Origin of the sequence: Rhodococcus sp. WY5 (assembly GCF_018588185.1) — a bacterium.
GTDB classification, from domain to species: Bacteria; Actinomycetota; Actinomycetes; order Mycobacteriales; family Mycobacteriaceae; genus Rhodococcus_F; species Rhodococcus_F qingshengii.
In genome coordinates this window covers 3,280,601-3,292,703 of record NZ_JAAMPR010000001.1, presented here as the reverse complement: position 1 = coordinate 3,292,703, position 12,103 = coordinate 3,280,601, and the positions used below count along the sequence as shown (strand labels likewise).

The following is a 12,103-nucleotide window of genomic DNA, read 5'->3' as shown; positions in this document are numbered from 1 at the left end:
CGTCCGACTCCGCGTAGACCGACTCCGGCCACGCGGCCTCAAACGCGAAAACCTGCAGTACGCCTCGCACCGGCCTCGGATGCTCGACCCGTTGTTCTACTGACAGCAAGCAAGGACCTGCCATACGGTCACGCGCAGGTCCTTGCCGACTATCTCGCAGAATTACTCTGATGTCCTAGCATTTCACTAGAGCATCAATTGCTCACATATTGAGACCGCAACTTGTGCTTGACGAGCTTTCCTGTAGCGGTCCTAGGCAATTCGTCGGCAAAGTCAATGCTTCTCGGAGCTTTGAAATGTGCGACCTGACTGCGAACGTATTCCAGCAATTCCTCGGCGACATGGGCACCAGGCTCGATTCCCTCCGCTAGTTGGACAACCGCCTTGACCTGCTCACCCATTTCTTCGTCGGGAACACCGATGACCGCCACGTCGAACACCTTCGGGTGCAAAGTAAGGATGTTCTCGGACTCCTGTGGGTAGATATTCACACCACCGGAGATAATCGTGAACGCGGCGCGGTCGGTCAGATAAAGGAAACGCTCGGAGTCGATATAGCCGATATCTCCACTCGTCGTCCACGTCGGATGATCCGGATGCTGCGCGGCAGCCGTTTTCTCGGGATCATTGTGGTACCGGAACGGCAAAGTCTCCCGCTCCCAGAACACGGTACCGATCTCGCCGACCGGAAGATCGCGCCCGGCGTCGTCACAGATGTGCACGATCCCCATCACTCCGTCACGCCCGACGGAACCCGGATGCGACAAGGCCTGCTCACTGTTGATGAAGGTAGCGCCCGAACCCTCGGTCGAGGCGTAGTACTCGTAGATCACCGGCCCCCACCAGTCGATCATTGCCGTCTTCACTTCGGGCGGGCAGGGAGCAGCAGCGTGAATGGCGACCTTCACCGTCGAGACGTCGTAACGATCACGGGTCTCCTTCGGAAGTTTCAACATTCGAACGAACATCGTCGGTACCCACTGACTGTGCGTCACAGCGTATTTACCGATCAACTCCAGCGCGGTTTCGGCTTCGAATGCATCCATCAAGATCACGGTTCCGCCGACCGAATTGATCACGCCGCAAAAACGCAGGGGCGCCGCGTGATAGACCGGAGCCGGGCACAAATAGACTGTGTCGGAATCGAACCCGTACATCGGTGCGAACACCGCGGTGTACGGATCCATGGTGGTGTTCACCTCACCCTCCGGGAGATCTCCTTTGATCCCCTTCGGCCTGCCGGTCGTTCCCGACGAATACAGCATGTCAGCCCCACGCGGCTGCGAGTCGAGTGGAGCAGTGGACTGCGCATCGACCGCGTCTTCGTAGTCGTCGAAGCCCTCGAGGGCGCCGCCGTACACCAATCGGTGCCGCACGCGTGGAATCAGCTTCTCGTCCAACGGAACTGCTGCGGACGCCTGCCCCGACGCCACCAGAATTGTCGCCTCGCAGTCGTCGACGATGTAGGCAGCCTCCGCAGCCGTGAGATGCCAGTTCACCGCGGTGATGTAGAGGCCGGATCTCAACGCTGCCCAGTACACCTCGAACGCCCGGAGATCGTTGTTCGAGATGAGAGCGACGTGGTCCCCAGGCTTGGCACCGACACTTCGGAAGTATCGCGCCAACTGCGTCGACCGTTCGTCGAGTTCCCGATAGGTGATGGACTCACCCGTCGCAGGGCGAATGACGGCGGGCTTGTCCGGCGTGGACTGGACAAAATTTCCTGGAAACACGAAGACTCCTCTGTCGGTGACGACAACGCCGCGTGAGCCTGATTCGGCGTCGACAATCCTGGTCTACCACAGGAACTCTGCCACCCTCGGAGGTTTGGCGACACCGACTCGAAGCATGGGAATGCCCGCTCACTTATCCGCCGGGACATACAGTGAGGAGAACCGCACCGTCCGAAACAGGAGATGTCCACATGAGTGGTTGGCCCCAGGACTCAGTAGTCGACGCATTGACCGAGGAATGGAGAGTCATCGACGCACTGCTGGCCGAACTCGACGGCGATCAGTGGTTGGCACCGTCGAACCTTCCGGGGTGGACGGTTCACGACATCGTGTCCCATCTGATCGGTACAGAATCACTGCTCTCGGGCATCAATCCGCCGTCGATCAATCTGGACGTGCACGCATTGCCCCACGTCCACAACGAGATTGCGGCGTTCAACGAGCGCTGGGTCGAAGGCCTGCGGCGGACACCGCACTCGGACCTGCTGACCCGATATCGCGAGATCACCGCCGAACGAACCGAAGCGCTGCGCTCGATGACCAGCGCGGACTGGGACGCCGAGACACAAACACCGGTCGGTCTTGCGCCCTATGGCCGGTTCATGCGTATTCGGACCTTCGACTGTTGGATGCACGAACTCGACATCAGAGATGCAGTTGGCATTCCGGGTGAGGAAGGCGGATTGCGCGCGGAGACTGCATTCGGCGAAATCACCAGCGCGCTCGGATTCGTCGTCGGAAAACGAGGAAAGGCGCCAGAGGGAGCACGGATCACTTTCGAACTCGAAGGGCCACTTACCCGTTCACTTCACGTCTCGGTCGACGCGCGAGCAACACTCGTCCCGGAGTTGGACGGTCCGGCGACCACGACCATCTCGATGAGCTCACCGCTCTTCACCCGAATTGCCGGTGGCCGCGTCCACGCGTCGGATCACCGAACCGACATCTCGCTTCGCGGTGACACCACGGTGGGCACACGCGTCGTCGACAATCTGGCGTTCACGATTTGAGGGCTGGGTGGGTAGGTCGCGAAGGTACTGAGAAGTGAAACTGTTTCTCTCGTCCTACCGATTCGGCGACCACCGCGAGGCTTTTGTCGATCTCGTAGGCCGCGGCGCTCGCATCGCGGTCATCGCCGCGGCTGCAGATTCGTGGCCCGCCAATGCCCGCAGTTCAGCAGTCACCAGCGAATTGACTCCGCTACGGGCAGCGGGCTTCACCGCAGAGGAAGTGGATGTCCGAGACTTCCTGGGTGCATCGGAAGCACTGGAACTCCGGCTCCGCGAATTCGACTGCCTGTGGGTTCGCGGCGGAAACACGTTCGTCCTGCGAGCTCAGCTAGCTCGAAGTGGCGCTGACAGGGTCATCGAGATGCTGGTTCGTTCAGGCGTCGTGGCCTATGCGGGATACAGCGCCGGAGCGTGCCTGGCGACTCCGACTCTGATCGGGCTGGACGCGTCGGACGACCCCGCTGAAGTCATGCCAACGTGCGGTATCGACCCGATCTGGTCCGGGCTCGCGCTGATCGACTTCGCGATAGTGCCGCACGGCGGCGATTCGCTACTCGAAGATCCACAGGTGACTGCGCGGACGGTTGCGGCCCTGACCACGGCGGGCGCGCAATTCACCGTGCTTACAGATCACGAGGTGATACTCGTCGACCGTTGATGTAACGCAGACGGTCGATCTTGACGCAGACTGAGCAGTCGACTCGGCCCGACCGGATCAGCCGTGCTCTGCCACCGCGGTTCCGGCTGCCGGCGACTGACGCTCGAGCCTCGTCCACGCGATCTCCCAGCGCTTGACAGAGACCTCGTCAGCGTCCTCGAGAAGGGCGTCGAGGAGCAGGCGTGGATTTTCGCGCCATGCCAGTTCAGCGGCATGGACTTCCGCAGCCGAGAACAACCCGGAAGCCTCGAGATCACGAATCCATTCGCAGATCTCGCCTCGGTGAATCCGTGCGATGGTCTCGTATCCCAGACCTTCGTCAAGGAAGTCGTACGAAAAAATTGCGGCAAAGTAACTGTTCGACTCACGCTGCCCGAAAATCATGTGCGTTCCTTCCTCGAAGTTGTCCGACGAAGACTCGAAAACGAACCGTTGAGCAGCGACGCCAAAGTTTTTTTGGCGAAGTTGTAACGCTTCTTCTATCCCCGACGATTCAAACGCTAACCCCCCGAGCGGGTCTTTGGGATCACGTCCGAGAAACGATCTGATGACCAACGCAATACCCCTGGGGTTTCCGGCCACTCGCACCCATCATCGACACGCAACCAGCGCGCCGCTGACCTGCAATTTGCCCGTTTCAGGCCCTCCACTTAATCCATCCGAACAGACGACAAAAAACTTTGTGACCGGTCCCACATATTGGGATAGTTACGATCGTGATGCATATGTATCACCCGTTGTGGGCACAAAAGTACGGGCAAATCGGCACGTACAGACCAGTTTTGTTCGTTCTCCATGGCGACGAAGGTCCCTTGAACGGTCGTCCAGTTGTAGTTGCGCTAAGTAACGGATCCCACGTCGGCAACCGATATTGCGGACGGCCTGCCAGGTAGCGTGCTCCAGAGAACGCAGACGCGGCGCGGCGCAACCGGCCGCCCTTTCGAAACGGAGCCCGAAGATGACCGAGACAGTGGCGCACAATCCCGCGGAAACGCGTTTCGAGATCCGAGTCGACGGCGAACTCGCCGGTTTCGCCGAGTACTCGGACCATTCCGGCGTCCGTGATTTCCACCACACGGTGACCTATCCGCAGTTTCGTGGGCGCGGGCTTGCCGCCATCGTGGTGCGTGAAGCGCTCGATCAGACCCGGAACGAGGGATTGAAGATCCTTCCGACGTGCTCGTACGTCGAGAAGTTTGTTGCGGAGAACCCCGTCTACCAGGCATAACCGAACGAGAACGGCCGGCGAAAAACCAGTCGCGAACCTGCAGACCCCGCTGCTAGCGTCGATGGTGCCGTCGTCGAAATCCTGGGCGGCACCATCTCGGGGAAGGAAAGAACGTGGTCGCCTCAGCAGATCGGCGTCCACCTGCGTCCACGGACGTAGCTATCCCCAGCTATCTCCCTCTCGCACTGATCAATCTCGCGACGCTGTTCTCGGCGATCGGCAACGGTATCGCCATCGTCGTGCTCCCCTGGCTGGTTCTCGAACGAACCGGTAAGGCTACCGACGCGGCGATAGTTGCCGGCGCAGCAGCCATTCCGCTACTCGTGTCGAGCCTGTTTTCGGGGACATTCGTCGACAAGTTCGGACGCCGTCGAACGTCGATGATTTCCGACGCTCTCTCCGCGATGTCCGTTGCAGCGATTCCGATCATCGCGGCCACCGCGGGCTTGACGATCCCGGTGATCGCGGCGTTGGCAGCACTCGGCGCCGTGTTCGACCCCGCCGGAATGGCGGCGAGGGAGTCCATGCTGCCTGCAGCGACTCGGACCGCCAAGTGGAAGCTCGATCGAACCAACAGTGTGTACGAGGCCAACTTCAACGTCGCGTATCTGATCGGCCCTGGCATCGGCGGTGTCCTCATCGCAACGATCGGAGCGGTGAACACGCTCTGGGTCACGGCGGCAGGTTTTGTGTTCTCGATAGTCGTGGTCGCCTTCATCCGGCTTCCCGGCGCCGGAGTGCCCGAACACGAACACCGTCCGAAATCGATCTGGCACGGCACACTCGACGGTCTTCGGTTCGTCTGGAACAACAAACTGCTGCGCACCCTGGCGCTGATCGACATGGCAGTCGTCGCGCTCTACATGCCTGTGGAGAGTGTCGTGTTCCCGGTGTACTTCACAGAGTTGGATCAACCGGCCCAACTCGGATCGGTGTTGATGGCCTTGGCGATCGGCGGCATCATCGGCTCTCTCGCCTACGCCCCACTGGCGCCGATCATGTCCCGGCGGCTGATCATGATTTTTGCCGTCGCCGTTCTCGGCATAGCGATGCTGGCCATGGCGCTCCTACCTCCACTGTGGGTGATCCTCGTACTTGCCGGACTGCAGGGCCTCGTCTACGGACCAGTCGGCCCGATCGCCAACTACGCCATGCAGACGCACAGCCCGGAGCACATGCGCGGACGCGTCGTCGGTGTCATGACGTCGACGGCCTACGCCGCCGGCCCGCTCGGCTACCTCGCGGTCGGCCCGCTGCTCGATCAACTCGGAATCGCGTCGACCTTTGTGGCCCTGTCGATTCCGATCATCCTGATCGCCGCAGTCTGTGCCTCCCTACCGGTGCTTCGCGAACTCGATCGTCCGCGGCACTCGACCGACGTCAGTTGAACCCCATCACGTCGTTGCCCCAGGCGACGCGCAGTCCGTGATCGGGGTCGCTGACGAGCGTGTCGGCGGAGTCGATCAACAGCGTCGACCGCTTCTCTTCCTCGTACGGCGCCCAGTGCTTCGAGCCGTCGAGGGCCGCCGGCACGGCATGCCTGGCGAAGGCCAACCATCGCCGTTGGATACGGCCGGCCACCTCCATCGCAGCCTTCCGTCCGCCGAGCCAGAACGTGGGGTCGACGTTCAGGGTTCCGAAATTGCCGAATACATAAGGTAATTCGGTCGCGTGGCCCGCGCCGATCCGCGCCGCCTTGAGCATCGGCGTCGCGTGATCGAAGCGGTAGACCCACGTAGGGGAATGCCTGCAGTGCGCGTCGGCGATCCACAGGGTCGGCATGCGAAACGCCGCGTCCCGTGAAAGCGCCAGCGCACCACTCGGTTTCGCATGGTCAGGGTAAGCCGACATGATCTCGGCAAGTTTGGTCGCCGAGATGTCGGGGTGATCGTCGGCCAGTAATTGGAGCATTGCCTCGACGGACTGCGCACTCACCGGCATCAGCGGAGACTTCATGAACTTGAAGATCGACGCCTCGTCCTTGTTGGAACCGATGATCAGTGGGATTCGGTGCGCGTAACCCTTCTGGAAAGCCGCAACCGGGTAGTGCGGCACCAGATCGCGATCGACAACGGGTGCCATCGCCAAAGTTCCCGGAATCCGGGTCGGAATTTCGTTGACCAAATCATCGCTTGCCTTGACGAGCAGTTCCAGATCTGTGGTCAACAGATCGCCTGCGTCTTCGGGGCCGATCGAGAGCAGTTCGAGAAACCGCTCTGCAACGGTCTTGGCGCGCTCGGCCCCGTAGACGGAGGTCGCGGGCGGACTCTGGGCAATCGCACGATGGAACAGACCTTCGGCGCTCGGACAGGTCATGAGCGTCGTGATGGATCCTGCGCCGGAGGACTCCCCGAACACGGTCACCGCACTCGGGTCACCACCGAAGGCGTCGATGTTGTCTCGAACCCATTCGAGTGCCGCAATCTGGTCTCGCAGACCACAGTTCGACTCGAAAACGGTATCCGCGGTGGAAAATGCAGACAAGTCCAGGAACCCGAGTGCGCCGACGCGATAGTTGAAGGAGACGAGAACGACGTCACCGGTTTCAGCCAGATGACGGCCATCGTAGATCGTTTGGGCGGCGGATCCGAGGCAGTAGGCGCCGCCGTGAATCCACACCATCACCGGTCGCGGCGTGGCGTCGGGTCGCGGGGCCCAGACGTTGATCGACAGGCAGTCCTCGTCGATTTTGAAGGCCCGATCGATCGGAACCGCCGGACTCTGGCCTTGCGGCGCGATCGGCCCGAACTCACGACAGTCGCGCACCCCGTCCCACGGCTGTGCGGGTTGCGGCGCTCGGAACCTCCGCTCACCCACCGGCGCCGCTGCGTAGGGCATGCCCTTCCACGCGAATACACCGCCATCCGGATACCCGCGGGCTTCTCCGCCTCGCGCCCGGATCACCAGAGTTCCGTCCTCGCCGAGATTTGGTCGAACGTCGGTCTCCATGTCTGAATCCCCTCCCGACCCGCGCGTGTGGCAATCAAGACCAAACCTACCAATCTCGGACGGGTGTGCGCCGAGTACACAACCCCTCGGTGTTAAGGTCGCCTAGTTCTGACACGGGGTGCTCCGCATGGGCGGGGCTGAGAACACACCCGGGAACCTGATCAGGTAATGCTGACGAAGGGATGTCATGGCTACTACGCAGCCTGCATACAATTCTGCCGAAAACTCGGTGGCCACAGCGCCGTCGACGGATCGGTTCACAGATCGACTCTGGGCCGAGACGAAGGCCCTCCGCGAGTCGATCGACTCACTGGAGTTCCTCCGCCGCCTCGGCGACGGAACACTGCCTCTCGACGCGTTCCGCACGTACATCGAGCAGGACAAGCTTTATCTCGAGGGGTATTCGAAAGCGTTGTCCCTGGTCGCGGCCCACGCCCCGGATCCGCAGTCCGCGGGCTTCTGGTCGAATTCCGCGTCCACGGCAGCGACAGTGGAATCTGCGCTTCACGACGGACTTCTCACCGGTGGAATTCTTCCAGCGGGATCGGGAAGGCTCGAGCATTCGCAGGCCTGCCTGGGATACGTCTCGTATCTGACGGCGACTGCAGCAACTGCGCCTTACCCGGTCTCCGCAGCGGCAGTACTCCCCTGCTTCTGGATCTACGCCGAGGTCGGCCGCGATCTTGCCGCTTCAGCGCGCGAGGTACTCGACGCCGATCCGTCGCATCCGTACGCACAGTGGGTCACGACCTACGACGCACCCGAATTCCACGAGTCGGTGGCGCAGGCCCGCGTACTGGTCGATGCTGCGGCCGAAGCTGCCACCGAGACAGAGCGTGAGGCGATGAGTGAAGCATTCCGCATCGCCAGCCGCTATGAGCTGATGTTCTGGGATTCCGCACTCCACCAGCAGCCTTGGCCGGCGTCGTGATGTCGTTTGCGGCGCTGCGCCGCACGCTTGCCACGTCTGCCGCGATCGCAGCCGCGTTCACAGTTCTGACCGGATGCGCCTCTGACACCGGCTCTTCCGACGGGACCATTCGGTTCGCACTCGACTGGACACCGAACACGAACCACACCGGTTTGTACGTAGCACTCCAAGAGGGCTACTTCGAGGACGCCGGCCTGGACGTCTCGATCCTGCCGTACAACAACACCTCGCCCGACACCCTGGTCGATGCCGGCAATGCCGAGTTCGGCATCAGCACACAGAGTCAGGCCACGTTCGCCCGTGCAGCCGGCGCCGCCACGACGTCCGTCATCGCGCCACTTCAGCACCGCGCCACCGGCATCGGCGTGAAGGCGGATCGTGCGGACATCACGCGCCCACGTGATCTCGACGGGAAGACGTACGCCGGGTTCGGCGATCCCGGCGAAGTCGAAACGCTGCAGCAGATCATCCGCAACGACGGCGGGACCGGGAACTTCACGACGGTCACGCTCGGAACTTCCGCGTACGAAGCCGTGTACTCGGGCCAGGCAGACTTCACCGTCTCCTACTTTGCTTGGGAAGGCCTCGAAGCGGAGCGAAACGGAACTCCGATGCGGTACTTCCAGTACACCGATTACGGCTTCCCCGATGCATATTCGATCGTGATCAACGGCAACCAGCAGTGGTTGAAGGACCATCCCGACGAGGCACGCAAGTTCGTCAAAGCCGTTCAACGCGGATATCAGACTGCTGCCGACAACCCGGACCAGGCCGCGCAGGATCTCATCGACGCGAACCCCGGAGCATTCACCGACGAAGACCTCGTGCGTGAGAGTCAGCGGATGCTCGCCGCCGACTACATGAAAGACGCCAACGGTGTTGTGGGCGCCCAGAATCTCGAAACCTGGTCGGGCTACTCGGGATTCCTCTTCGAGAACGGATTGCTCGCCGGACCCGACGGGAAGCCGTTGACCCAGAAGCCGGACTGGTCGGAGTACTTCACCAATGAGTATCTCGACGCGTCCTGACGTGAGCGGACGGTTGGTCTCGACCATGCGGCGGGCGCTTCCCGCGCTCGCCGTGGTGGTGCTCCTCGTGGCGGCGTGGCAGATCTACGTCGAGATCAGTGGGATTCGGCCGCAAGTACTTCCGTCTCCGGGGCGCGTTCTGTCCCAGGGGTGGGACAACCGCGAGATCATCTCCGGCCACGCCTGGTCGACATTGCAGGTCACGTTGGTCGGCTTCACTGTTTCATTGGTGTTGGCCTGGATTCTTGCTGTGGTCGTGGACTTTTCGGCGTGGTTGTCACGCGCGCTGGTACCACTTTTTGTCGTCTCGCAGACACTGCCGATCATCGCCATCGCGCCGCTGATGATCATCTGGTTCGGCTTCGGGCTGTTGCCGAAGGTGTTGGTGATCGCCCTTGCGACGTTCTTCCCCATGACCATCGGACTCATCGAGGGATTTGCCGCGGCCGATCGGGAAGCGGGCGCTCTCCTGCGCAGTATGGGCAGCACTCGCTGTCAGGAGTTCCGATACGTTCGCCTTCCTTCGGCAATCCCGCGATTCTTCACTGCCCTGCGCATCGGCATCACGTATGCGGTCGTGGGTGCGGTGTTCTCCGAATACGTCGGCGCTACTTCCGGTTTGGGTATCTACATGAGCACCCAGAAGAACTCCTTCCGCACCGACCTGGTGTTGGCGGCCGTACTGGTGACCGCGTTGATCAGCGTCACGCTGTACTTGCTGACGTTCGCCATCGAGCGCATCGTTGCACCATGGGCGATGAACGAAAGGTCGCGGACATGACTGACCCGATGGTCGAGGATGCAATGGTCGAAATCCAGGACCTGACCAAGAGGTTCGACACGGCCGGAGAATCGCGTCTCGTGCTCGATTCGGTGTCCTTTGGCGCCGACGCGGGCGAATTCGTGTCGGTGATCGGGCCGAGCGGCTGCGGCAAGAGCACGATCTTCAACGTCCTGGCCGGGCTCGAATCCCCGACCGCGGGTTCGGTCCGTGTGGGCACGCGCGCAACGGAATCCGAAGCAGCCGCCGAGGTGCACACCGCGTACATGCCGCAGAAGGATCTTCTGTTCCCTTGGCGCTCGGTATTGGACAACACGGCCCTCGGTTTGGAAGTGCAGGGAGTCGGCAAGAAGGAAGCACGCGAGCGCGCTCGCGAGTTGTTCCCGGCGTTCGGACTGTCCGGATTCGAGGACGCCCGGCCGTCACAGCTGTCCGGCGGCATGCGCCAGCGAGCGGCGATGCTGCGCACCGTTGTTCAGGGCAAACCTGTCCTGCTGCTCGACGAGCCGTTCGGCGCACTGGACTCGTTGACCCGCACCGAGATGCAGGCCTGGCTACAAGACGTGTGGCAGCAGTACCGGTGGACCGTGCTGATGATCACCCACGATATTCGTGAAGCGATCTATCTGTCCGATCGCGTGGTCGTTCTGTCGGCGAGGCCGGCAACGGTCAGGTGCGTCGTCGACGTTCCCTTGCCGAGGCCACGCGAACTGGACATGATCACCTCGCCCGAGTTCGCCGACGTCGAGCGTGAGCTGCTTGCCGTACTCCACGACGAGACTCGCAAGTCGCTACAGCGCTAGCGGTTACTGACAATGCGCTGAGAGCGCGCCGATTTCACCTGCCGTTCAAGAGAAAGTGCATCGCAACGGTGCAACTTCGCGTAGGATGTCGCGGCGCGTTCGCCCAAAACGCCTTAATATCAGCAAGATCCGAACGCTCGACACGCAATCCGTCAACGCTGCACAATTCTCTGTACTCTTCGGTAACGTACACTCGGTCGCCTACGAGACCAACGGCCAGAAGGTAACTGGACGGTAAAGCGGAATCGTGGAGGCACAGTCATCGCAACAGATTTGGAAAGGGACAGCGTGAGCACACTGCAGTCAGGTCAGAGCCTCGGAGTCGGCCAGGAACTCAAGTCCGACAACGGCGCATACACCCTCACCTTGCAGGACGACGGCAACCTGGTTCTGTCCGAGGGCGGACAGGCTGTTTGGGCCGCAGGCACCAACGGATCCGGCGCCAACCGCGCCGAGGTGCAGGCTGACGGAAACTTCGTCATCTACAAGGACTCCGACGCCGTGTGGGCATCGCAGACCGCAGGCAACGACGGTGCCTCCCTCTCGGTTCAGGACGATCGCAACGTCGTTCTGTCCGCCGGCGGAAATGCTCTGTGGTCTTCGGACACTGCAATCGCAGCGCCGGCCGCCGAGGCTGCCCCGGAGCCCGCTCCGGCACCCGAGCCCGAGCCTGCCCCCGCCGCTCCGGCAGCGCAGAGCTACACCGTCGAAAGCGGCGACACCCTGTGGGCGATCGCAGAGCGTTTCTACGGTGACGGCAACCAGTACCAGCGCATCGCGGATGCAAACGGCATCCCGAACCCGGATCTCATCAACGCCGGTCAGGTACTGACGATCCCCGCCTGATTCACTGCTTGACCTGGCCCTGGGTGCCGACGTCCGCGTCGGCACCCAGGGCCTTTTGTGTTCTACGCCACACAGATTCGCGTTCCGCCCAGCAGACCCTGATACTCCATTGCGGCATCTTTTCGCCTACAGTACT

The 12,103-nt window shown here is 61.8% G+C and carries 12 protein-coding genes and 1 riboswitch; of the genes, 9 read left to right on the top strand and 3 right to left on the bottom strand.

Translation table 11 applies throughout. From position 1 onward, the window contains the following. Positions 1–194: 194 nt before the first annotated feature. Positions 195–1,733, bottom strand: coding sequence for an AMP-binding protein (locus G4D79_RS15430; protein ID WP_042447907.1), 1,539 nt, complete (start codon positions 1,731–1,733; stop codon positions 195–197). A 191-nt stretch (positions 1,734–1,924) separates the two neighbouring features. Between G4D79_RS15430 and G4D79_RS15425 the strand changes: the two genes are divergently transcribed. Together G4D79_RS15425 and G4D79_RS15420 are read left to right on the top strand one after the other, a co-directional pair. Continuing rightward, on the top strand, positions 1,925–2,743 hold the full coding sequence (locus tag G4D79_RS15425) for a maleylpyruvate isomerase family mycothiol-dependent enzyme (RefSeq protein ID WP_064074722.1): 819 nt from the start codon (positions 1,925–1,927) through the stop codon (positions 2,741–2,743). 34 nt (positions 2,744–2,777) lie between these two features. Then, positions 2,778–3,401: a Type 1 glutamine amidotransferase-like domain-containing protein gene (locus tag G4D79_RS15420; protein WP_042447910.1), complete on the top strand. Its 624-nt coding sequence runs from the start codon at positions 2,778–2,780 to the stop codon at positions 3,399–3,401. A gap of 57 nt (positions 3,402–3,458) precedes the next feature. Here the strand turns inward: G4D79_RS15420 and G4D79_RS15415 are convergent, their stop codons facing one another. Continuing rightward, positions 3,459–3,785: a hypothetical protein gene (locus G4D79_RS15415; RefSeq protein WP_003941297.1), complete on the bottom strand. Its 327-nt coding sequence runs from the start codon at positions 3,783–3,785 to the stop codon at positions 3,459–3,461. Between the two features lie 574 nt (positions 3,786–4,359). Here G4D79_RS15415 and G4D79_RS15410 point away from each other — a divergent pair. Beyond that, the gene (locus G4D79_RS15410) at positions 4,360–4,629 is read left to right on the top strand and encodes a GNAT family N-acetyltransferase (protein WP_007726096.1); all 270 of its coding nucleotides are present in this window, start codon (positions 4,360–4,362) and stop codon (positions 4,627–4,629) included. Between the two features lie 161 nt (positions 4,630–4,790). Continuing rightward, positions 4,791–6,017 (top strand): MFS transporter, encoded by a 1,227-nt coding sequence (locus G4D79_RS15405; protein ID WP_172403525.1) that lies wholly within the window; start codon positions 4,791–4,793, stop codon positions 6,015–6,017. Here G4D79_RS15405 and G4D79_RS15400 read toward each other — a convergent pair. Beyond that, positions 6,010–7,578 carry a carboxylesterase/lipase family protein gene (locus G4D79_RS15400; RefSeq protein ID WP_099698311.1) on the bottom strand — a complete coding sequence of 523 codons (1,569 nt, stop codon included), beginning with the start codon at positions 7,576–7,578 and terminating at the stop codon, positions 6,010–6,012. The genes G4D79_RS15405 and G4D79_RS15400 overlap by 8 nt on opposite strands. 104 nt (positions 7,579–7,682) lie before the next feature. Then, positions 7,683–7,778, top strand: a riboswitch (TPP riboswitch). Here G4D79_RS15400 and G4D79_RS15395 point away from each other — a divergent pair. The 5 genes from G4D79_RS15395 (at position 7,766) to G4D79_RS15375 (ending at position 11,967) form a co-directional block, all read left to right on the top strand. After that, on the top strand, positions 7,766–8,509 hold the full coding sequence (locus tag G4D79_RS15395; protein ID WP_007726090.1) for a TenA family protein: 744 nt from the start codon (positions 7,766–7,768) through the stop codon (positions 8,507–8,509). Its footprint overlaps the riboswitch before it by 13 nt. Next, complete coding sequence (locus G4D79_RS15390) at positions 8,509–9,537, top strand: ABC transporter substrate-binding protein (RefSeq protein ID WP_030536827.1); 1,029 nt, start codon at positions 8,509–8,511, stop codon at positions 9,535–9,537. The genes G4D79_RS15395 and G4D79_RS15390 overlap by 1 nt, the downstream gene beginning before the upstream one ends. Continuing rightward, positions 9,515–10,318 carry an ABC transporter permease gene (locus G4D79_RS15385; protein ID WP_099698312.1) on the top strand — a complete coding sequence of 268 codons (804 nt, stop codon included), beginning with the start codon at positions 9,515–9,517 and terminating at the stop codon, positions 10,316–10,318. Before G4D79_RS15390 ends, G4D79_RS15385 begins: the two co-directional genes overlap by 23 nt. Before the next feature lie 8 nt (positions 10,319–10,326). Then, positions 10,327–11,121, top strand: coding sequence for an ABC transporter ATP-binding protein (locus G4D79_RS15380; RefSeq protein WP_099698318.1), 795 nt, complete (start codon positions 10,327–10,329; stop codon positions 11,119–11,121). A gap of 288 nt (positions 11,122–11,409) precedes the next feature. Beyond that, complete coding sequence (locus G4D79_RS15375) at positions 11,410–11,967, top strand: LysM peptidoglycan-binding domain-containing protein (protein WP_003941373.1); 558 nt, start codon at positions 11,410–11,412, stop codon at positions 11,965–11,967. Positions 11,968–12,103: the final 136 nt, after the last annotated feature.

Excerpts from the sequence above, each read along its gene's own strand:
- G4D79_RS15425 (WP_064074722.1), top strand. The coding sequence starts at position 1,925 with ATGAGTGGTTGGCCCCAGGACTCAGTAGTCGACGCATTGACCGAGGAA.
- G4D79_RS15415 (WP_003941297.1), bottom strand. The coding sequence starts at position 3,785 with ATGATTTTCGGGCAGCGTGAGTCGAACAGTTACTTTGCCGCAATTTTT.
- G4D79_RS15410 (WP_007726096.1), top strand. The coding sequence starts at position 4,360 with ATGACCGAGACAGTGGCGCACAATCCCGCGGAAACGCGTTTCGAGATC.
- G4D79_RS15400 (WP_099698311.1), bottom strand. The coding sequence starts at position 7,578 with ATGGAGACCGACGTTCGACCAAATCTCGGCGAGGACGGAACTCTGGTG.
- G4D79_RS15395 (WP_007726090.1), top strand. The coding sequence starts at position 7,766 with ATGGCTACTACGCAGCCTGCATACAATTCTGCCGAAAACTCGGTGGCC.
- G4D79_RS15390 (WP_030536827.1), top strand. The coding sequence starts at position 8,509 with ATGTCGTTTGCGGCGCTGCGCCGCACGCTTGCCACGTCTGCCGCGATC.
- G4D79_RS15385 (WP_099698312.1), top strand. The coding sequence starts at position 9,515 with ATGAGTATCTCGACGCGTCCTGACGTGAGCGGACGGTTGGTCTCGACC.
- G4D79_RS15380 (WP_099698318.1), top strand. The coding sequence starts at position 10,327 with ATGGTCGAGGATGCAATGGTCGAAATCCAGGACCTGACCAAGAGGTTC.